17 protein-coding genes are annotated in these 19,377 nt (G+C 71.2%); 7 read left to right on the top strand and 10 right to left on the bottom strand.

Features of this window, described 5'->3' with window-relative positions; genetic code table 11:
• Positions 1 to 236: 236 nt before the first annotated feature.
• Positions 237 to 1,280 (bottom strand): 3-isopropylmalate dehydrogenase, encoded by a 1,044-nt coding sequence (locus AB5J50_RS35140; RefSeq protein ID WP_327431956.1) that lies wholly within the window; start codon positions 1,278 to 1,280, stop codon positions 237 to 239.
• Between the two features lie 142 nt (positions 1,281 to 1,422).
• Between AB5J50_RS35140 and AB5J50_RS35135 the strand changes: the two genes are divergently transcribed.
• Positions 1,423 to 2,988, top strand: a complete 1,566-nt coding sequence (locus AB5J50_RS35135) for a purple acid phosphatase family protein (RefSeq protein WP_369262484.1) — start codon at positions 1,423 to 1,425, stop codon at positions 2,986 to 2,988.
• A gap of 97 nt (positions 2,989 to 3,085) precedes the next feature.
• Here the strand turns inward: AB5J50_RS35135 and AB5J50_RS35130 are convergent, their stop codons facing one another.
• Complete coding sequence (locus tag AB5J50_RS35130) at positions 3,086 to 3,214, bottom strand: hypothetical protein (RefSeq protein WP_268240522.1); 129 nt, start codon at positions 3,212 to 3,214, stop codon at positions 3,086 to 3,088.
• A gap of 204 nt (positions 3,215 to 3,418) precedes the next feature.
• The gene (locus AB5J50_RS35125) at positions 3,419 to 4,852 is read right to left on the bottom strand and encodes a DHA2 family efflux MFS transporter permease subunit (protein ID WP_369262482.1); all 1,434 of its coding nucleotides are present in this window, start codon (positions 4,850 to 4,852) and stop codon (positions 3,419 to 3,421) included.
• A gap of 67 nt (positions 4,853 to 4,919) precedes the next feature.
• Here AB5J50_RS35125 and AB5J50_RS35120 point away from each other — a divergent pair, with 67 nt between their 5' ends.
• Positions 4,920 to 5,873 carry a LysR family transcriptional regulator gene (locus tag AB5J50_RS35120; RefSeq protein ID WP_369262480.1) on the top strand — a complete coding sequence of 318 codons (954 nt, stop codon included), beginning with the start codon at positions 4,920 to 4,922 and terminating at the stop codon, positions 5,871 to 5,873.
• A gap of 30 nt (positions 5,874 to 5,903) precedes the next feature.
• Here AB5J50_RS35120 and AB5J50_RS35115 read toward each other — a convergent pair whose 3' ends face one another.
• Together AB5J50_RS35115 and AB5J50_RS35110 are read right to left on the bottom strand one after the other, a co-directional pair.
• A complete protein-coding gene (locus AB5J50_RS35115) occupies positions 5,904 to 7,508 on the bottom strand; it encodes a serine/threonine-protein kinase (protein ID WP_369262478.1) in 1,605 nt (534 codons plus the stop codon).
• Positions 7,509 to 7,594: 86 nt separating this feature from the next.
• Entirely contained in the window at positions 7,595 to 8,494 is a 900-nt protein-coding gene (locus AB5J50_RS35110) for a LysR family transcriptional regulator (protein ID WP_369262476.1), read from the bottom strand.
• A gap of 139 nt (positions 8,495 to 8,633) precedes the next feature.
• Between AB5J50_RS35110 and AB5J50_RS35105 the strand changes: the two genes are divergently transcribed.
• Positions 8,634 to 9,641: an NADP-dependent oxidoreductase gene (locus AB5J50_RS35105; protein WP_369262474.1), complete on the top strand. Its 1,008-nt coding sequence runs from the start codon at positions 8,634 to 8,636 to the stop codon at positions 9,639 to 9,641.
• Between the two features lie 48 nt (positions 9,642 to 9,689).
• Here the strand turns inward: AB5J50_RS35105 and AB5J50_RS35100 are convergent, their stop codons facing one another.
• Entirely contained in the window at positions 9,690 to 10,229 is a 540-nt protein-coding gene (locus tag AB5J50_RS35100) for a GNAT family N-acetyltransferase (RefSeq protein ID WP_369262473.1), read from the bottom strand.
• 156 nt (positions 10,230 to 10,385) lie between these two features.
• Here AB5J50_RS35100 and AB5J50_RS35095 point away from each other — a divergent pair, with 156 nt between their 5' ends.
• The gene (locus AB5J50_RS35095) at positions 10,386 to 11,306 is read left to right on the top strand and encodes an alpha/beta fold hydrolase (protein WP_369262471.1); all 921 of its coding nucleotides are present in this window, start codon (positions 10,386 to 10,388) and stop codon (positions 11,304 to 11,306) included.
• 75 nt (positions 11,307 to 11,381) lie between these two features.
• Complete coding sequence (locus AB5J50_RS35090; protein ID WP_327431947.1) at positions 11,382 to 11,588, top strand: DUF5988 family protein; 207 nt, start codon at positions 11,382 to 11,384, stop codon at positions 11,586 to 11,588.
• A gap of 97 nt (positions 11,589 to 11,685) precedes the next feature.
• Here the strand turns inward: AB5J50_RS35090 and pruA are convergent, their stop codons facing one another.
• Together pruA and AB5J50_RS35080 are read right to left on the bottom strand one after the other, a co-directional pair.
• Entirely contained in the window at positions 11,686 to 13,317 is a 1,632-nt protein-coding gene (pruA, locus tag AB5J50_RS35085) for an L-glutamate gamma-semialdehyde dehydrogenase (RefSeq protein WP_369262469.1), read from the bottom strand.
• A gap of 131 nt (positions 13,318 to 13,448) precedes the next feature.
• The gene (locus tag AB5J50_RS35080) at positions 13,449 to 14,375 is read right to left on the bottom strand and encodes a proline dehydrogenase family protein (RefSeq protein WP_369262467.1); all 927 of its coding nucleotides are present in this window, start codon (positions 14,373 to 14,375) and stop codon (positions 13,449 to 13,451) included.
• A gap of 143 nt (positions 14,376 to 14,518) precedes the next feature.
• Here AB5J50_RS35080 and AB5J50_RS35075 point away from each other — a divergent pair, with 143 nt between their 5' ends.
• The gene (locus tag AB5J50_RS35075; protein ID WP_369262465.1) at positions 14,519 to 15,742 is read left to right on the top strand and encodes a PucR family transcriptional regulator; all 1,224 of its coding nucleotides are present in this window, start codon (positions 14,519 to 14,521) and stop codon (positions 15,740 to 15,742) included.
• A gap of 172 nt (positions 15,743 to 15,914) precedes the next feature.
• Here AB5J50_RS35075 and AB5J50_RS35070 read toward each other — a convergent pair whose 3' ends face one another.
• The gene (locus tag AB5J50_RS35070) at positions 15,915 to 17,348 is read right to left on the bottom strand and encodes a PLP-dependent aminotransferase family protein (RefSeq protein ID WP_369262463.1); all 1,434 of its coding nucleotides are present in this window, start codon (positions 17,346 to 17,348) and stop codon (positions 15,915 to 15,917) included.
• Positions 17,349 to 17,395: 47 nt separating this feature from the next.
• Between AB5J50_RS35070 and AB5J50_RS35065 the strand changes: the two genes are divergently transcribed.
• On the top strand, positions 17,396 to 18,652 hold the full coding sequence (locus AB5J50_RS35065; protein ID WP_369262461.1) for an MFS transporter: 1,257 nt from the start codon (positions 17,396 to 17,398) through the stop codon (positions 18,650 to 18,652).
• A gap of 107 nt (positions 18,653 to 18,759) precedes the next feature.
• Here the strand turns inward: AB5J50_RS35065 and AB5J50_RS35060 are convergent, their stop codons facing one another.
• Entirely contained in the window at positions 18,760 to 19,350 is a 591-nt protein-coding gene (locus AB5J50_RS35060; protein WP_369262459.1) for a TetR/AcrR family transcriptional regulator, read from the bottom strand.
• Positions 19,351 to 19,377: the final 27 nt, after the last annotated feature.

Below are 19,377 nucleotides of genomic sequence, written 5' to 3'. Positions count from 1 at the left end.
TCGGTACTGCACTCGGTACTGCAAGGGAGGACCAGTGCTAGGACGTCCGAGCATTCCCTCATTCCGCGGCTCCGTGTTCGATTATCGCGCGTACGGGGCTGCGGACGAAAACGGTGTGTTTACGGCCCATGGGATTGCCCACGGGTTGATGGTGGCACCCGGCGAGGGCATAGGAAAAGCCGCCGGGTGCGGCAGCGACCCGGCGGCTTCTACGCAGATGTACGGAGAGCGGCGGGTCAGCCGGCTACTCGTACGGCCAGGGCGTCGCCGATTTCCTGGGTGGAGCGGGCGGGCTGGCCCACTCGCTCGGCGAGGTCGGCGGCGACGGCGTCCTCGATGCGGGCGGCCTCGGGCTCGTAGCCGAGGTGGCGCAGCAGGAGGGCGACGGACAGGACGGTGGCGCTGGGGTCGGCCTTGCCCTGGCCCGCGATGTCGGGCGCCGAGCCGTGCACGGGCTCGAACATCGAGGGGAACTCGCCGCTCGGGTTGATGTTGCCGGAGGCGGCGACGCCGATGCCGCCGGAGACGGCCGCGGCGAGGTCGGTGATGATGTCGCCGAAGAGGTTGTCGGTGACGATCACGTCGAAGCGCGCGGGGTCCGTGACGAGGTAGATCGTCGCGGCGTCCACGTGGATGTAGTCCGTGGTGACCTCGGGGAACTCCTTGGCCACCTGGTTGAAGATGTTCGTCCAGAGGTGGCCCGCGAAGGTCAGCACGTTGTTCTTGTGAACCAGCGTCAGCTTCTTGCGCGGACGGGCCTGGGCACGGGCGAAGGCGTCCCGGACGACACGCTCGACACCGAACGCCGTGTTCACGGAGACCTCGGTGGCGACCTCGTGCGGGGTGCCCTTGCGGATGGTGCCGCCATTGCCGGTGTACGGACCCTCGGTGCCCTCGCGGACCACGACGAAGTCGATCTCGGGCTGTCCTGCCAGCGGGGTGGCGACACCCGGGAGGAGCTTCGACGGCCGCAGGTTGACGTGGTGGTCGAAGGCGAAGCGGAGCTTCAGCAGGAAGCCGCGCTCCAGGACGCCGGACGGAACCGAGGGGTCGCCGATCGCGCCGAGCAGGATCGCGTCGTGCTGCTTCAGGGCGTCCAGGTCCGCCTCGGTGAGGGTCTCACCGGTGGCGTGGTACCGCTTGGCGCCGAAGTCGAACTCCTTGGTCTCCAGCTTCACATCCTGCGGAAGGACGGCGGAGAGGACCTTGAGTCCCTGGGCCACGACCTCCTGGCCGATGCCGTCACCGGGGATCACTGCGAGATTGATGCTGCGAGACATGACGGCACCGTACTCCTTGTCCCATGGGATGACACGCTATGTCCGCCATACGGACATGTCGTCTCCGGAGCACGCCTACCCTTCGACCGCCGTTCACCCGTACGTATGGCGGCTGTTGGGGCTTGCTGGGAAGTTTCCCCCCATGGACACCCCCGACGTCGGTATTCCGCCTCAGCTCGCGCGCCGCATGACCATGGCGGAGCAGTACGAGTACCTGCGGACGAAGCTCACGCGGCGCCGCGCGCTGGTCACGGCGGGCGCGTTCGCGGGCGGCGGGCTGCTGGCCGGCTGCGCCACGGGCACCAAGACCCCCTCCCCCTCGTCCACCACGACGCCGAGCCCCGCCACCAGCCGCGTACCCGGTTCCGTCGTCACGCCCTTCGGCCGTCACCTCGCCTTCGGCGCGGACCCGAAGACGCAGATGCGGATCTCCTGGCAGGTGCCGTTCGCGGTCAAGAAGCCGTACGTACGGGTGGGGTTGAAGCCCTGGGGGCTGAGCCGGAAGATCGAGGCCGAGGTCCGCGATCTGCACACGCCGGGGCTGGCGGGGCAGCGGCTCGCGCTGGACCAGTACTACCTGCACGCGGCGCTCGACGGTCTGCGCCCCGGGACGACGTACTACTACGGCGTCGGCCACGAGGGATTCGATCCCGCGTCCCGGGAGCGGCACTCCACGGTCGGCTCCTTCCGCACGGCGCCCGCGAGCCCCGAGAAGTTCGTGTTCACCGCCTTCGGCGACCAGGGCGTCACCCCCGACGCGCTCGCCAACGACAAGGTGCTCCTCGGCCGGCAGCCGTCCTTCCATCTGCACGCGGGCGACATCTGCTACGCGGACGTGGTCGGCCTGGGCAAGGAGTCGGACGTCTACGACCCCGGCGCCTGGGACCTGTTCCTCAAGCAGACCGAGTCGGTGGCGAAGTCGGTTCCGTGGATGGTGACGACCGGCAACCACGACATGGAGGCCTGGTACTCGCCGAACGGATACGGCGGCCAGTCGGCCCGCTGGTCACTTCCGGACAACGGCTTCGACGCGCGGAACGCGCCGGGCGTCTACTCGTTCACGTACGGCAATGTCGGGATCGTGGCGCTGGACGCGAACGACGTGTCGTACGAGATCCCCGCCAACAAGGGCTACACGGACGGCAAGCAGACGGCCTGGCTCGACAAGCGGCTCGGTGAACTGCGTAAGCAGGTCGACTTCGTCGTGGTGTTCTTCCACCACTGTGCCTACTCGACGTCGACGCACGCCTCCGACGGGGGTGTTCGGGACGCCTGGCTGCCGCTGTTCGCCAAGCACCAGGTGGACCTGGTGATCAACGGGCACAACCACGTGTACGAGCGGACCGACGCCATCAAGGGCGGCACGGTGGGCAAGCCGGTGCCGGTCGGCGCGTCGACCGATCCCACGCGGGACGGGATCGTGTACGTCACGGCGGGCGGCGCGGGCAAGAGCCTGTACAGGTTCCCCGCCGGGGTCAAGGACAGCTACGAGGGGAAGGTCACCCGCCACGAGTCCGTGGACACCTACCACTGGACGAAGTCGCAGCAGCAGAACAACGACACCGTGGAGTGGTCGCGGGTGCGGTACACCGGCTTCTCCTTCCTCTCGGTGGAGGCGGAGGCCGGCACGTCACCGCGGCTCAAGGTGTCGGCGCTCGCGCAGAGCGGCAAGCGCATCGACTACTTCGAGGTGCGGCGCGGGGCGTGAGCACTCCGAGGTGCGGCGCGGGGCAGGAACCTCGCGCCGCACCCCGTGCGGGTGCGGCTCCCGGTAGGGGGTGGGTCCGTCAGCGGACCCATGGGCCTCAGTGGCCCGTCGCGCCGCCGTTGTCCCTGCGGTCGAGGGCGCGCTGGAGCGCGGCGGCGGCGTTCTTGCGGTCGGACTCGCTCGAACGGGAGATGTGACGGACTCGGCGGACGGTCGTCTCGGCCATGATGAATCGACTCCTTGCCTCCGGAGAAGCCCGGGAAGGGCAGCCGGAAGTGGGGTGAGATTTACGAGACGCCGGAAGGGGCGGGGAGCGGTGCCGCAGGGGTTACCTGCCAAGGGGCTCCGGCTCACGACCGCCATTCGCTTGGTCGAGCGAGACGTTCGGCTCCTACAAAGCTAAGGGAGGAGCGAGCATCTGTCTCCACAATTACTCGGACTTCCTACTATCTGAGACGGTGGATTGGGTCACACCCCCCTGACCTGGGACGACAGTTCGTACGGCGTCACCCGCCGCGGGATGCAGCCGCAGGGCGCCCACCGTCGGCAGCAGACAGAGCGCGCCGAGCACCACAAACGCGACGGCGTACGCCGGGCGCGGACCGTCCGTCAACTCCGCGCCCCCGCGCAGTGCGACCGCCGCGATGGCGACACCCAGACCCGCGGCCAGTTGATGGGAGGTCGCGAAGAGGGCGTTGGCGTCGCGCAGCCGCTCCGGCCGCGTCTCGCTGAAGGCGATCGTCGAGTAACCGGTGAGGCCGACCGAGCGGGCGACACCGCCGAGCGCCGCGACGACCGCGATCACCGCGACCGGCGTCGCCGCGGTGAACAGCGCGCAGCCCGCGGTCGCCACGGCCAGTCCCAGCGTGGAGACGATCAACAGCGGCCGGAAACCGAACCGGTTGATCAGATACGTCGTCGCGGGCTTGATCCCGATGTTGCCCACGAAGACGAAGAGCACGACCGCGCCCGACTTCACCGCGCTCCACCCGAAGACCTCCTGGAAGAGCAGGGGCAGAAGGAAGGGGATGGCGCTGACGACCGCCATGTAGAGCGAGCCGTCGAGCGCCGAGGCCCGGAAGGACGGGACGTCCAGGGTGCGGAGGTTCACCAGCGGGTGCTCGGTGCGCAGCAGATGCCGTACCGCCGCCGCGAGCACGACGACGGCGATCGCCCCGGTCACCGCCGCCTCCACCGGGGTGCTCCGGGCCTCGGAGACCAGGTGCGCGGTCCAGGTCAGGGCCGCGAGGCCGGTGCAGGTGAGCAGGACGCCGATGAGGTCGAGCGGCGGCGTCTCCCCCGGCGCGCCCGGCGCGATCAGGCGGCGTGCGACGAGGAGGGCGAGGGCGCCGAGGGGCACGTTCAGGAGGAAGATCCAGTGCCAGGAGGCGTACGTGGTGATCACGCCGCCGAGCAGCGGCGCGAGCACCGGGGCGGCGAGCCCGGGCCACACGATGTACGCGACCGCGCGCGGCAGATCCTGCTTGGCGGTGCCGGCGAGGACGACGAGCCGGCCGACCGGCACCATCATCGCGCCGCCCGCGCCCTGGACGACACGCATCGCGACCAGCACGCCGAGGTTGGGTGCGAAGGCGCAGGCCAGGGAGGCGAGGGTGAAGACCGCGATCGCGGCCAGGAAGACGCGGCGGGGGCCGAAGCGGGCGGTGAGCCAGCCGGAGAGGGGGATGAGGACGGCGAGGGTGACGAGGTAGGCCGTGATGATCAGGCCCACGGAGGCGGGGGTCGTGTGCAGGTCTGCGGCTATCCGCGGAGCGGCGGTGGACACGATCGTGCCGTCCAGCATCTCCATGAAGAAGCAGCCCGCGACCAGGAGCGCGGTACCGCGCTGGCGCGAATCCAACATGGGTCCAGGTTCGGGGTGCATCATTGCTGCACACAAGGTCCGATTGATTCATGGAGAATTGCGTCTCATGCAGCAGTCGCCTCAGTCGCCCGATGTGGCACCCCCACTCCCCGACATGAACCTCCTGCCCGCCCTGGACGCCCTGCTCCGCGCGGGCAGTGTCGCGGGCGCGGCGGCCGAACTGAACGTGTCCCCCTCGGCGATGAGCCGCACCCTGGGCCGGCTGCGCCGGGTGGTCGGCGACCCCCTCCTCGTGCCGTCGGGGCGGGGCCTGACCCTCACCCCGCGCGCGCACGAGATGCAGCCCCGGGTGCAGGCGGCGCTCGCGGCCGCGGTGGCGGCGCTGCGGCCGCCGCGCGAGGTGGAACTTGCCACCCTGCGACGGGAGTTCAGGATCCGCACCAACGACGGGGTCGCCATGTCCCTCGGCGCCCCGCTGCTGGCGCTGGCGGCCCGGGAAGCTCCCGGGGTACGGCTGCGGCTGCTGCCGGAGGGCGACGAGGATCCGGCGGACCTACGCACGCATGTCGACCTGGACGTGGGCGAGTTGCCGGACCCGCTGCCGCACGACGTGCGCAGCAGCGCGCTGCACGAGCACCGCTATGTGGCCGTCGCGCGCGCCGACGCCGAGTTCGCGCGCGGGCCGCTGACCGCGGCACGGTTCGCCGCGCTGCCGCACCTCACGGTGACCCGGCGCGGCCGCACGCACAGCGTGGTCGACGAACGCCTCGCCGAACTCGGCCTGCACCGCGACATCCTGGCCACCGCCCCGACGTACGCCGCCGCCTGCTTCTTCGCCCTCCGCACGGACGCGCTGGCCCTGGTCCCGTCGGAGGTCGCGACCGAGGCGTCCCGCGTGATGCCGCTCGCCGTCCTGGAGATCCCGCTCGACCTGCCGACGGTCGCGTCGGGCCAGGCGTGGCACGTACGGCTGGACACGGATCCGGCGCATCGGTGGCTGCGGGGGGCTCTGGCGCGGGTGGCTGAGGGGGTCAACGGGGGGAGCGACACTCACATTTGAGAGAGGCTGGGGCGGCTGTCCTCCGACTGGCTAGACCGCCCGCCAGACCGTCATGTCCATGGTCGTGAAGGCGAGCTTCGGCACCGCGGTCGACTTCACCTGGATCACGAGCAGTGCGATGTCGCCGGAGGAGTGCTTGACACAGATCTCGGTGCCGGCCGCCGCCGCGGCCAGCGGGAGGCGGTGGCTCTTGGCACTGTGGAGGAGGAGTCGGCACATATCGAGGGTGGTGCCCGTATCGCCGAAGATCTGGACGAACACGCTGGTGTCGCTGTCCAGCGCGCAGCCGACGTCCTTGCAGTCGAAGCGGATGTCCCCCTTGCGGTCCTTACGCTGGGTCGGCTCCCCGAAGGACAGTGAGTTCTTCGCGTCCAGCCACTGTCCGGGGTGCGGGACGGGCCGCGGCGACTCGGACGCGGTCGGGGAGGGGCTCGATGTCGCCGATGTCCGGCTACCGCTCCCAGAGGCCGGCGCGGAGGCCGGTGAGGACGCCGAGGGCCCTGCGGACCCTGTCCGACCGGGCGTCGAGGAGCCGGCCGCGTCCCGGTGGCGGAGCCGGTCCGCCGCGTCCATGAACCTCCATGCCATGCCCGTCAGCAGCAGCGCACCCGCCGTCACCGCGGCGGTGACGATCAGCGCGGTACGTCGCCGGCGGGCCCGCGGTTCGTCCGGCCGGGTCGGCTGCGACGGCGGCGCGAGCAACGGCAGCGTGTGCACCGGGGTGGGATCGGGGACCGCCGACGGAACCCTCACCTCCGGCCCGGTGACCTCCCGCCAGACAGCCGGCCCCGCGCCCGCGTCGGCGTCCGGGCCCAGCCGCTGCCGGCACCACTCGACGATCTCCGCCGGGGTGGCCCGCTCCTCCGGATCGGCGGCGAGGCACCGGGCGATCAGCGGACGGAGCTGCGCGGGCAGAACGGACAGGTCGGGCTTCGAGTGCACGATCCGGTACAGCACGGTGGGCGAAGGGCCGTCCCCGTACAGCGGCTCGCCCAGCGCCGCGAACGCCGCGGTCTGGCCGAGCGCGAAGACATCGGTCGCCGCCGTGACCTCACCCGCGGTCGCCTGCTCGGGAGCCATGAACTGGGGTGTACCGACGGCGGAGCCCGTGGCGGTGTTCGAGGTGAGGTCGGAGGCCAGCGAGATGCCGAAGTCGATCACCCGCGGTCCGTCGGCGGCGAGCAGCACGTTCGACGGCTTCAGGTCCCGGTGCACGATTCCCGCGCCATGGATGGCCTGGAGCGCCTCGGCCACCCCCGCCATCAGCCACAGCACCGCCGGAACCGGCAGCGGCCCGCGCCGGGCGACGGCCTCCGCCAGGGAGGGCCCGGGCACGTACAGCGTGGCCAGCCAGGGCGGTATGCCGTCCGCGTCGGCGTCGAGCAATTCGGCGGTGTACGCGCCCCGGACGCGCTGGGCCGCCTTGATCTCCCGGCTGAACCGCCGCCGGAAGGCCGGGTCGTCGGCCAGCTCCGGCCGCACCACCTTGATCGCCACCGGTCTGCCACCCTGCGTGTGCGACAGATAGACCCGGCCCATGCCTCCCGCGCCGAGCCGGGCGGCGAGCCGGTAACCGGCCACGACGGGCGGATCGTCCACCTGCAGTGGCTGGAACACCTCGGTCGCGTTGTCCATCGGTCCCCGTCCCCCTGATCCCCAGTTCCACAGATCCCTGATCCGATGAGCTGACCAACATCAGCACCCTAAAGGTTGAGCGCCGCTCACCCCACCCGCGGATGCAGCGCCCGCAACTCCCTGATCAGCGCGCGGACGGCGACCGTCGTGGCGAGTTCCGGCGTGGTCACGTAGCCGATGGAGCGGGTCGGGCGCTCCGGACCGAGATCGGTGATCTCGGTGGTGAGCGGTGCACTCGTGAGGGACAGCGCGGGCATGATGGCCATTCCGAGACCACTGCTCACCATCGAGAGCACCGCTCCGTCGTCCTCGGCGCGGACCGTGGCGCAGGGGATCCAGTCCTGTGCCGCCCACCAAGTCCGGGTGTAGGACGAGCAGTTCTCGGTCCAGTCGACCAGTGGGAGGGAGCGCGGGTCCGGGTGGCCGGCCGGGTGCACCAGGGCGTACGGCTCCTCCAGGAGTACGTCGCCGATCAGTTCCGGCGGCACCGGCGAGCTCGTGCCGAGAGTGGCGATCCCGACGTCTGCCCGGCCCTCGGCCACCTCCCCCGCCGTGCCGGGCCCGATCTCCCGTACGACGCGCACGGTCGGCTCGATACCGGGGTGCCGGGCCGCCAGTCGTTCCAGTGCGGGCGGCAGCAGATGCAGCGCCGCGCTGCGGAAGGCGGCGATGCGCAGCGGCCCGGCGACGGTGTCGCCGCCGTCCGGGCCCGCGCCCGCACCCCGCGCCTCCGCGACGAGTGTGTCCAGCATCCGCAGCACCCGCCGTGCGTGCGCCACCGCCCGCTCCCCCGCGGCCGTGGGGCGCGCCCCTTGCCGCCCGCGTGCGAACAGCACGACGCCCACCTTGCGTTCGATGCCGCGCACCGCGTGCGAGACCGCGGACTGTGTCATGCCGAGCGTGACGGCCGCCGCGGAGAAGCCGCCCTCGCGGGCGACGGCCACCAGGGTCCGCAGCTCCTGCGGGGAGAGGTCGGCCGTGGTCATCGGGGCTCCCGCGGGGCAAGGCCGGCTGTCGTCATGAAGGGCTTCCCACCTGCTGCTATGAACACGGCTCATGGAAGCGGCCGTTCCATGAGCCCAACCCTCTCCCCGGCCGCCGCATTCCTTCCTACGGTCCCGTTCCATGAGTTCCCCGAACGCCATCGCGCTCACCGTCCAGCAGACCGCCCGCCCGTCCGGCTTCCCGGCCCCGGACCACTTCCGCTTCGCCGAGTCACCCCTGCCCGAGCCCCTCCCCGGCACGGCTCTCGTCGAGAACCTGTACTGGTCCGTCGACCCCTACCACCGCGAAATGATGGACGGCGACTTCGAGTTGAACGCCCCGCTGGAGGGCCGCACCCTCGGCCGCGTGATCGAGTCCCGGGACCCGGCGCTCCCCGAGGGGGAGATCGTCTTCCACCGCGCGGGCTGGCGCACCCACTCCGTCGTACGCCCGGCGGAGACCAGGCGCCTCCCGCACTACGACGGCGTACCGCTGTCCGCGTATCTGAGCGTGCTCGGCGGCACCGGTCTGACCGCGTACGTCGGCCTCACGCGCATCGCCCGACTCCGGGAAGGGGACGACCTGTTCGTCTCGGGGGCCGCGGGCGGGGTCGGTACGGCGACCGGACGGTTCGCGCGGCTGCTGGGTGCCGGACGGCTGGTCGGCAGCGCGGGCAGCCCGGCGAAGGTGGCGTACCTGAAGGAACACGTCGGTTACGACGAGGCGTTCGACTATCACGCGGGACCCGTGGCCGACCTGCTGGCCAAGGCCGCCCCGGACGGCATCGACCTCTTCGTCGACAACGTCGGCGGCGGTCAACTCGGCGCGGCCATCGGCGCGTTGCGTGAGCGCGGGCGGGTGGTGCGGGTCGGCACGGTCGGCCAGTACAACACCCCGGACACGCCGCCGGTCCTCTTCAACCATGCCGACGTCGTGGAGAAGAGCCTGCGGATCGAGGGCTTCCTCGTGCGCGACTACCGTGACGTACAAGAGGAGTTGGACGCGTTCGCCGTACCGCATCTGCTCAGCGGCCGGCTCGCGCTCGACGAGACGGTCGTCGACGGGTTCGAGCGGATCGTGGACGCGTTCCTGTCGATGCTGCGCGGCGGCAACACCGGCAAGATGATCGTCAGGAACGCGTCCCTCTAGCCAACCGGCCGTCCTCAGGGGCTACCGGCCGTCCCTCAGGCTGACCGGTCAGAGCACATCACCGTCACGCCAGTCGAAGACCAGTTCGTGCGCCGGGTCGAGAGGGCCGGCCGAGGCGGGACGCAGGAACGTGGCGCCCTCCTCCTCCGCCAGCCGCACGATGCCGTCGGGGCCGAGCGCGCAGATCCGGCCCGGCCAGACCTGCCAGCCCCGGGCCGTGTACAGGGCGGCCCCGTCCTCGCTCGCGGAGAGCGCCCCGAGCGCGTACGCCCCGTCGACGATCCGCTCCAGCTCGGCCAGTACGCGCCCGCCGAGCCCCCTACGGCGCGCGTCGGCACGTACCCCGACCGCCTCCACGTATCCGACGCGCAGCGAGCGGCCGCGATGCAGGACACGCCGCTGTATCACCGAACCGTGGGCCGCGAGACCCCGCTCGTCGTGCACGAGGACATGGATGCCGCCGAGCCCGTGGTCCCAGTCCTCGTCGCTGAAGCCCCCCTCGAAGGCGTCGTCCAGGAGGTCGCGGACGGCGTGGAGGTCGGCGGGGGCGAGGTCCGCCGTGTGGGCGGTACGCAGTCGGATGGCCATCGGCCCAGTATTCACACGGCTCGCGGCGGCAACAGTCCCCTCCCCGAACTGGCATCACACTAACCCTTCAATGTCACTTGACCAGTTACAGGCGAGCGTGCTGAACTGAGACTAACCACTAAATGAGTTTTCAAAGGTTAGGGGAGCGAGCCGCTCATGACCACCCACGGGATCCACCACCGCACCACCACCGTCCGCGGCCACGAGATCCACTACCGGGAGGCGGGCCCCGCGGACGCCCCCGTGCTGCTCCTGCTGCACGGCTTCCCCACCAGCTCGCACATGTTCCGCGACCTGATCCCGCTGCTCTCCGACCTCCCCCACTCTCGGCTTCGCTCGAGCGGGGGGACCCCCATCCGCATGATCGCCCCCGACCACCTGGGATTCGGCCGCTCGGCGGCACCCGCGGCCACCGCGTTCCCGTACACCTTCGACCAACTGGCCGAGATCACCGGTGAGTTCACCGAGCTGCTCGGCCTGAAGGAGTACGCGCTCTACATCCAGGACTACGGCGCCCCGATCGGCCTGCGCCTCGCGCTCGCGCACCCGGAGCGGGTGACGGCGGTGATCACACAGAACGGCAACGCGTACGAGGAGGGGCTGGGCGCCGAGGCCTGGGCGCCGGTCCTGGCGCTGATCGCCGGGCGCACGCCCGAGACCGAGGCACCCGTCCGCGAGATCAGCAGCCCCGACGGCATCAAGTGGCAGTACCTGCACGGCGTCGCGGACCCGACGCTCGTCAGCCCCGACGCGTACGAGCACGACGCGGCCCTGATGGCCCGCCCCGGCCAGCCCGAGATCCAGCTCGACCTGATCTCCGACTACGGCTCCAACCTCGCCCTCTACCCGGCCTTCCAGGAGTACTTCCGCACCAGCCAGGTCCCGCTGCTGGCGGTCTGGGGCGGCCACGACGAGATCTTCGTCCCGGCGGGCGCGCTCGCCTTCCGGCGCGACCTCCCGGGGGCGGAAATCCATCTCCTGCCCACGGGCCACTTCGCCCTGGAGACACACGCCGACCAGATCGCACGGCTCATGCGGGACTTCCTCGACCGGCACCTGACGACGGCCCACGGCTGAGCGGCGGATCGCCCACACGGCTGATCCTCCGCGCGGTATGCGGCATCGGGCTCCGGCAGCGGGAACGAGGACGTCATGAGCGACAACACCAAGGCATTCCTTGAGGGCGGCCCGGATGATCTGCCCGCACGGATCGTCCCGATCCCGCCCGCTGGAACGGATGTGAAGATCGAGTGGCGCGGCGGATACGAACACTTCAGGGCGACCCCACGCCACGCGGACACGCACGAGGGCAGGCTGCGCGTGTACGAGTGGTGGGAGCGGACGGAGCTCCCCGGGTGACGCCACGTCCCCGTACTACCGGTGACGTCGACGTGGAAACGGGCCGGGAAGCCTGCTCGGGGGGTCAGGCTTCCCGGCCCGGGTGTGCGGGGGCGTGTCAGCCCATGTGCGGGTAGCCGTAGTCGGTCGGCGGGACCAGCGTCTCCTTGATGGCGCGGGTCAGCGTCCAGCGCATCAGGTTCTGCGGGGCGCCCGCCTTGTCGTTGGTGCCGGAGGCACGGCCGCCGCCGAAGGGCTGCTGGCCGACGACGGCGCCGGTCGACTTGTCGTTGATGTAGAAGTTGCCGGCCGCGTAGCGGAGCTTGTCCATCGTGTACGCCGCCGCCGCGCGGTCGTTCGAGATGACCGCGCCCGTCAGCGCGTAGTCCGAGGCCGACTCCATCTGGGTCAGCATCTCGTCGTACTGGTCGTCCTCGTAGACGTGCACGGCGAGGAACGGACCGAAGTACTCGGTCTTGAAGATCTCGTTCTCCGGGTCCGAGCACTCGACGACGGTCGGGCGCACGAAGTAGCCGACGGAGTCGTCGTACGAGCCGCCCGCGACGATCGTGCAGGTCTCGTCCGCCTTGGCGCGGTCGATGGCCGCCTTGTTCTTGGCGAACGCGCGCTCGTCGATGACCGCGCCGATGAAGTTCGACAGGTCGGTGACGTCACCCATGGTCAGGTAGTCGACCTCGGCCGCGAACTCCTCCTTGAAACCGGAGTTCCAGATGGAGGCCGGGATGTACGCGCGCGAGGTCGCGGAGCACTTCTGGCCCTGGTACTCGAAGGAACCGCGGGTGAGCGCCGTCTTCAGGACCGCGCGGTCGGCCGACGGGTGGGCCACCAGGAAGTCCTTGCCGCCGGTCTCGCCGACCAGGCGCGGGTACGAGCGGTACTTCTCGATGTTGGTGCCGACCGTCTTCCACAGGTACTGGAAGGTCTTGGTCGAACCGGTGAAGTGGATGCCCGCGAGGTCCCGGTGCTCCAGGGCCACCTTGGACACCTCGATGCCGTCACCGGTGACGAGGTTGATGACGCCCTTGGGCAGGCCCGCCTCCTCCAGGAGCTGCATCAGCAGCACGGCGGCGTGGGTCTGCGTCGGGGACGGCTTCCACACGACGACGTTGCCCATGAGCGCCGGAGCGGTGGGCAGGTTGCCCGCGATCGCCGTGAAGTTGAAGGGCGTGATCGCGTATACGAAGCCCTCCAGCGGACGGTGGTCCAGACGGTTCCAGACGCCCGGGGAGTTGGCCGGGGGCTGCTCGGCGAGCAGGTCACGGGCGTACTTGACGTTGAAGCGCCAGAAGTCGACGAGCTCGCACGGGGTGTCGATCTCGGCCTGCTGAGCGGTCTTCGACTGGCCGAGCATGGTGGACGCGGCGAGGGTCTCGCGCCAGGGTCCGGCCAGCAGCTCGGCGGCGCGCAGGATGATCGCGGCGCGGTCGTCGAAGGCCATCGCGCGCCACGCGGGGGCGGCGGCCAGGGCGGCGTCGACGGCGTCCTGGGCGTCGGCCTGCGTGGCGTTGGCGTAGGTGCCGATGCGCGCCTTGTGGTTGTGCGGCTGCACGACGTCGACACGCTCGCCGCCGCCCATCCGCCGCTCGCCGCCGATGGTCATCGGCAGGTCGATCGGGTTCTCGGCCAGCTCCTTGAGCTTGGCCTCCAGACGGGCACGCTCGGGAGAGCCGGGGGCGTAGCCCTGCACCGGCTCGTTGACGGGGGTGGGGACCTGGGTTACGGCGTCCATGTCTTCCGTGACTCCTTATACGAGTGAGCGGTGGTTCGGGCTCAGCCCTTGCTGATGATCGAGCGAGCGCTGTGCTTGCCCGGGGGACAACCCCCGGACCCCCGGCAGAAAATGCCAGTGACAGCCATCTCTCAGCCTCTGGTCAGAATGCTGCGGGCGAAAAAGAGGAGGTTGGCCGGCTTCTCCGCGAGGCGGCGCATGAAGTACCCGTACCAGTCCGTGCCGTACGCCGTGTACACGCGCATGCGGTGGCCCTCGGCGGCGAGCCGCAGGTGTTCCTCGCTGCGGATGCCGTAGAGCATCTGGAACTCGTACTCGTCCAGCTTGCGCCCGGCCTTGCGGGCGAGCTCCTGTGCGATGGAGATGAGACGCGGGTCGTGGGACCCGATCATCGGGTAGCCCTCGCCGTCCATCAGGATCTTCAGGATGCGGACGTACGCCTTGTCGGTCTCGGCCTTCTGCTGGTAGGCGACCTCGGCGGGCTCCTTGTAGGCGCCCTTCACCAGGCGTACGCGGCTGCCGCTGTCGGCGAGGCGGCGGGCGTCGGCCTCGGTGCGGAACAGGTAGGCCTGGATGACGCAGCCGGTCTGCGGGAAGTCCTTCCGCAGCTCTTCGTGGATGGCGAACATCGAGTCGAGGGTGGTGTGGTCCTCGGCGTCCAGCGTGACCGTCGTACCGATGGCGGCGGCGGCCTCGACGACCGGGCGGACATTGGCGAGGGCGAGCTCGTGGCCGTCCTCCAGCGCCTGCCCGAACATGGACAGCTTGATGGACATCTCGGCCTTCGTACCGAGGTCCAGCTCCTTGAGGTGCTCGATGAGCTCCAGGTACGCGTCCCGGGCGGCGTAGGCCTGCTCGCGGGTGGTGATGTCCTCGCCGACGACGTCGAGGGTGACTTCCAGCCCCTTGTCGACGGCGTCCTGGACGATCGGGATGACCTGGTCGACGGTCTCACCGGCGATGAAGCGGGCGACCACCTGCTTGGTGCCGGGGGCCGCCGACACAAAGCGGCGCATCCTGTCGCTGCGCGACGCGGCGAGAATCACGGGACCCAGCACGGGGCACCTCCACAACAAGGCTAATAGGAGGCCGAATCCCGACGATTCGGGTACGGCACGGAGAACCACCGTGAAACCTAAGGATCCCTCCGATCCTCGGCCATCGACAGCTGTCACGCATCCGTGCCCTGGATCTCAGACATATGTATGAAGGCCTTGCGGAAATGAGGGAGAATGCCCGGGTGAGCGGCGAATACAGAGGCGACTACCAAGAGCTGGTCGATGAGATCTCGGCGCTGCTCGGCGCGCCCGCGACCCTGGAGAACCGGGACTTCGAGCTCATCGCCTTCGGCGCGTACGACAGCGAGGGTGAGCTCGACCCCTCGGACCTCGACCCCGTGCGCACCCGCTCGATCCTCACCCGCCGCTCCACCACGGCGGTCCGCACCTGGTTCGAGGGCTTCGGCATCACCCGCGCCACCGGCCCGGTCCGTATCCCGCCGACCCCGGAGGCGGGGGTGTACCGGGGACGGATCTGTCTCCCCGTACGCCATCGGGGTGTCGTCCTCGGCTACGTCTGGCTGCTCGACGACGACCCCGGCCCCACCGACATCCAGCTGACCGCCGCCATGGAGGTCGCCTCCCGCATCGGCGCCCTGCTCGCGGACGAGGCCCAGGCCGGCGCGGACCTCACCCGCGAGCTGCGCGCCGTCCTCACCGCCGAGCGCGGCTGGCAGCGCGACATGGCGGTCGCCGAACTGCGCACGGCGCTCGGCCCGCGCGGCGACGGCCTGCACACCGTCGTCTGCGTCGCCCCCTGGCCCTCGGCCGACCCGGACGACGCCCCTTCAGCCCGTACGGTGCCGGGGGCGACGGCGCTGTGCACGGTGCCGTGGGGTGCCGCCGGGCAGAGCCTCGCGCTGCTCGTACGGCTCCGCTCGGCGGACGTACTGACTCCGGCGCTGACGGCGGCTTCGCGGTTCGTACGGGAGGCGGAGGGGGCCGGCGCGGGAACGAAGCCGGCGGCCGGGGTCGCCGAGGCCCGCGTCGGCCTGGCCGAGCTGGGCGCCGCCTGGCAGGAGGCGTCCGCCGCGGCGCGCGCGGTGCTGGCCGAGCCGCGCCTCGGTCCGGTCGCCGAGTGGACGTCCATCGGGCCCTTCCGGCTCCTGACGTCCCTGCCCCCGGAGGCCGCCCACGACCCCGCTGTACGGGCCCTGTTGACCCCCACCCACCGCGAACTCGCCCGCACCGCCGAGGTGTTCCTCGACCGCGCGGGCCAAGCGGGGCGCACCGCAGCCGAGTTGGGCATCCACCGCCAGACGCTCTACTACCGCCTCTCCCGCGTCGAACAGCTCACCGGCCTGGACCTGGACGACGGGGAGGACCGGCTGCTGCTGCACATGGCGTTGAAGGGGGCGCGGCTCTAAGGACGTCAGTCAGTCCTCGTCGTCGCCCTCATCGCCCTCGTCGTCCTCGTACAGGTCCTCCAGTTCGCTGACGCACTCCTCGGCGACCTCTCCGGCGAACAAGCCCCGCAGGGCGCCGCGTCCACGAGCCCATCCAGCGGCGTGCCGTCCATCTCGATCACCCGCACGGTCTTCACGACGCGCGGCGCACTGCCGGAGTTCCGGGTCCGCCGAGCAGATCGCCGATCGCCGCGATGCCCTCGGCGATCGCCCTCTCCCCCACATCGCCGAAGCCCAGCAGGAGTTGGGCCGGTGTGGTCGCGTGCGTGGAGCGGCACGGGCTCATGCCGTAGAGGCCGACGGACCGTTCCCGTGCCGCGATGACGACGGCCTGTTCGTCGGCGGAGGCCGCGAGGTGGGCGACGGCGTGGAACCCCGCGGCGAGGCCGGTGAGCCGGACCTCGGGGGCGTGGGCGGCGAGGGCGGAGACCAGAGCCGTACGCCGGGTCGCGTAGCGCGAGCGCATGCGGCGCAGATGGCGGTCGTAGCGGCCGGACTCGATCAGCTTCGCGAGGGCGAGCTGGTCGAGGGCCGGGGAGCCTCGGTCGGTGAGGCGCTTGGCCTCCGTGACCGGGTCGGTGAGCACGGGCGGGCAGAGCACCCAGCCGATGCGCAGCGCCGGGGCGAGGGACTTGCTGACGGTGCCGATGGAGATGACCCGGTCCGCGGCGAGCCCCTGGAGCGCGCCCACGGGCTCGCGGTCGTAGCGGAACTCGGCGTCGTAGTCGTCCTCGATGACGTACGCGTCCCGTCGCATGGCCCACTCGATGAGAGCGAGCCGGCGGTCGGGGGCGAGGACGACTCCGGTGGGCCATTGGTGCGCGGGCGTGACGATCACGGCCCGTGCTCCGGTCGCGTCGAGCGCCCGTACGTCGATGCCGTCGTCGTCGACCGGGACGGGCACCGCCGTGAGTCCGACGGCCTCCGCGGCGGCCGTCGCGGTGGCAGGCCCGCCCGGGTCCTCGTACGCCACGACCCGCACACCGCTCCGCGCCAGGCTGCGCAACGCGAGCCCGAGGCCCTGGGCGTAGCCGGAACAGACCACGATCCGCTCGGGGTCGGCCGCGGCGGCACGCACCCGGCGCAGATACCCGGCGATGACCTCGCGCAGGGCCGAACTGCCGCGTGGATCACCGTAGTCGAGCTCCGTCGTCGGCATGGCGCGGCCCGCCTCGCGCAGCGCCCAGAGCCAGTCGGCGAGCGGGAAGCCGCCCAAGTCCGGTACGCCGTGCCGGAAGTCGGCGATCAGGCGCGGGGCCGCCGGATGCGCGGAGGGGGGCGCGGGCGGCACATGGGCGCCTGCCGCGACCCGGGTGGCGGAGCCGACGCGCGTCACGAGGTAGCCCTCCGCCTGGAGTTGGGCGTAGCAGTCCTGGACCAGGCCCCTCGACAGGCCGAGCTCGCGGGCGAGTTCACGGGAGGACGGGAGGCGTTCGCCTGCGCCCAGCCGACCGGTGCGGATCGCGTCGCGCACCTGCCGTTCGAGCTGCGCGCGCAGCTGCTCACCGCTGCCCCGGTCGACGGACAGGAGCAGCTCGGGCGACAGACCGGCCCACTGCGGAGGCATGGAATTGGAGCTTACCGGCGGTCCTCCCGGTGCCTAGCCTCGTTCCCATGACGACTCCGTCGACGCCCCCGACGCCCCCGACGCCCCCAGCGACTGCACCCACCGCGCCCGGGCCCGCCGCCCGGCCGCCCCTCCTCACCCGCCCGCTGATGCTCCGTTTCGTGAGCATGATCGGCTCCTCGGTGAGCTTCTTCCTGCTGCTGTCGGTCGTCCCCCGTTACGCGACGGCGTCGGGCGCGGGCCTCGCCACCGGCGCCCTGATGCTCTCCACGGTCCTCGGCGAACTGGCCGCGCCCCGCTTCGTCGCCCGCCATGGCTACCGCGTCGCGCTGGTCGCCGGGCTCTGTCTGCTCGGCGTGCCCGCGCTCGTCCTGACCGTCTCCCACGACCTGGTGTGGGTCGCGGCGGTCTGCCTGGTCCGCGGCCTGGGTTTCGCGCTCACGCTCGTGGCGGGCGGCGCGCTCACCGCGTCATTGATCCCGGCCGAGCGCCGCGGTGAGGGCCTGGCACTGGTGGGCGTCGTCTCCGGCGTACCGTCGCTGATCGCCCTGCCCGTGGGCGTGTGGCTCGCCGCACACGTGGGGTACACGCCCGTCGCCGTGACCGCGGGTGTCGCCGCGCTGGCCGCGATCGCCTCCGTACCGGGCCTGCCGGAACGGGAGTTGACGTCGGGGAGGCCGGTGGGCGTGGTGGCCGGCCTGCGCACCGGCGGCCTGGTCCGCCCTGCCGTCGTGTTCGCGACCACCGCGCTCGCGACCGGGATCATCGTCACCTTCCTGCCGCTCGCCGTCCCCGCCGGGCACACGGGAGTCGTCGCCGTGGCCCTCTTCGTCCAGCCCGCCGCGTCGACCGCGGCCCGCTGGACGGCGGGCCGTTACGCCGACCGGCACGACCCCGCGCGCCTCGTGCTGCCCGCCCTGCTCCTCTCCTGCCTCGGCATGCTCATCACGGCGCTGACCGGCAGCCCGGTCGCCGTCCTCGCAGGGGTGACCGTCTTCGGCATCGGCTTCGGCATCGCCCAGAACGCCACGCTGACCCTGATGTACGCACGGGTCACGGCGTCCGGATACAGCACCGTCACTGCCCTGTGGAACCTCGCGTACGACGGCGGCATGGGCGCCGGCGCGGTCGGCTTCGGCGCGGTCGCCGGGTGGACGGGCTATCCGTGGGCGTTCGCGGCAACGGCCGTACTGATGCTGGTGGCGCTGATCCCGGCCTGCCTGGACCGGCGGGCGGGCACCCCGGCAAACGGCGACGGCGCCGACCGGCCGCAGGCGAAATCCCCTTCGGGGGACGAGAGATGACGAAGCTCAGCGACCGCTCTCGGCACTCGACGCGTCCGTCCGGGCCGGCATCCTGACCCTGCGGGCCGACCCCCAGGAGAAGCTCGGACTCGTACCGGCCTGAGGCCTCACCCGTCCGATTTCTCCGCCGCGTCGATCACCCGCCGCAGCCCTTCGGTCAACTGCTCCGCGGTCGTCGCGGACCCCGCGTCGAAAAGCCACTGCACGCAGAGCCCGTTGAGCAGCGTCTGGTAGAAACCGCCGAGCGAGCGCAGCGTCTCGTCGTCGACGTCGGCCTCGGATCCGCCCATGAGCAGGGGGATGATCCCCCGGCGCCCCTCGTCCGAGGCCTTCACCAAGAGCTCGCGGACCGTGGGCAGCCGGTCGGCGTTGGTGATCACCTCGAAGGTGAGCATCCAGATCGGGCGGGCCTCGACGAAGGACTTGGTGACGTTCGCCCAGACCTCCTGGAAACGTTCGAAGGAGCCCGGCTCCCCTGCCACGGCGGCCCCGCCGAAGCCTTCGAACGTGTCGCCGACGTTCGAGATCAGATCGACGTACGCCGCCGCGAGCAGCGCGTCCTTCGATCCGTAGTGGTAGCCGATGGACGCCAGGTTCGTCCCGGACTCCTTCACGATGTCGCGCGCCGTCGTGCGCGCGAACCCCTTTTCCAGCAGGCAGCGCTTGGCGCCTTCGAGCAAATCCTCACGGTGTCCCATGCGAGCCAGCGTACCCCCGATCCATAC

This window comes from Streptomyces sp. R35, from assembly GCF_041053035.1.
Taxonomy (GTDB): Bacteria; Actinomycetota; Actinomycetes; order Streptomycetales; family Streptomycetaceae; genus Streptomyces; species Streptomyces lutosisoli.
The sequence above is the reverse complement of the archived record's forward strand: the minus strand, read 5'-3'. Positions and strand labels throughout refer to the sequence as shown.

Excerpts from the sequence above, each read along its gene's own strand:
- AB5J50_RS35140 (WP_327431956.1), bottom strand. The coding sequence starts at position 1,280 with ATGTCTCGCAGCATCAATCTCGCAGTGATCCCCGGTGACGGCATCGGC.
- AB5J50_RS35135 (WP_369262484.1), top strand. The coding sequence starts at position 1,423 with ATGGACACCCCCGACGTCGGTATTCCGCCTCAGCTCGCGCGCCGCATG.
- AB5J50_RS35130 (WP_268240522.1), bottom strand. The coding sequence starts at position 3,214 with ATGGCCGAGACGACCGTCCGCCGAGTCCGTCACATCTCCCGTTCGAGC.
- AB5J50_RS35125 (WP_369262482.1), bottom strand. The coding sequence starts at position 4,852 with ATGTTGGATTCGCGCCAGCGCGGTACCGCGCTCCTGGTCGCGGGCTGC.
- AB5J50_RS35120 (WP_369262480.1), top strand. The coding sequence starts at position 4,920 with ATGCAGCAGTCGCCTCAGTCGCCCGATGTGGCACCCCCACTCCCCGAC.
- AB5J50_RS35115 (WP_369262478.1), bottom strand. The coding sequence starts at position 7,508 with ATGGACAACGCGACCGAGGTGTTCCAGCCACTGCAGGTGGACGATCCG.
- AB5J50_RS35110 (WP_369262476.1), bottom strand. The coding sequence starts at position 8,494 with ATGACCACGGCCGACCTCTCCCCGCAGGAGCTGCGGACCCTGGTGGCC.
- AB5J50_RS35105 (WP_369262474.1), top strand. The coding sequence starts at position 8,634 with ATGAGTTCCCCGAACGCCATCGCGCTCACCGTCCAGCAGACCGCCCGC.
- AB5J50_RS35100 (WP_369262473.1), bottom strand. The coding sequence starts at position 10,229 with ATGGCCATCCGACTGCGTACCGCCCACACGGCGGACCTCGCCCCCGCC.
- AB5J50_RS35095 (WP_369262471.1), top strand. The coding sequence starts at position 10,386 with ATGACCACCCACGGGATCCACCACCGCACCACCACCGTCCGCGGCCAC.
- AB5J50_RS35090 (WP_327431947.1), top strand. The coding sequence starts at position 11,382 with ATGAGCGACAACACCAAGGCATTCCTTGAGGGCGGCCCGGATGATCTG.
- pruA (WP_369262469.1), bottom strand. The coding sequence starts at position 13,317 with ATGGACGCCGTAACCCAGGTCCCCACCCCCGTCAACGAGCCGGTGCAG.
- AB5J50_RS35075 (WP_369262465.1), top strand. The coding sequence starts at position 14,519 with ATGTATGAAGGCCTTGCGGAAATGAGGGAGAATGCCCGGGTGAGCGGC.
- AB5J50_RS35070 (WP_369262463.1), bottom strand. The coding sequence starts at position 17,348 with ATGCCTCCGCAGTGGGCCGGTCTGTCGCCCGAGCTGCTCCTGTCCGTC.
- AB5J50_RS35065 (WP_369262461.1), top strand. The coding sequence starts at position 17,396 with ATGACGACTCCGTCGACGCCCCCGACGCCCCCGACGCCCCCAGCGACT.
- AB5J50_RS35060 (WP_369262459.1), bottom strand. The coding sequence starts at position 19,350 with ATGGGACACCGTGAGGATTTGCTCGAAGGCGCCAAGCGCTGCCTGCTG.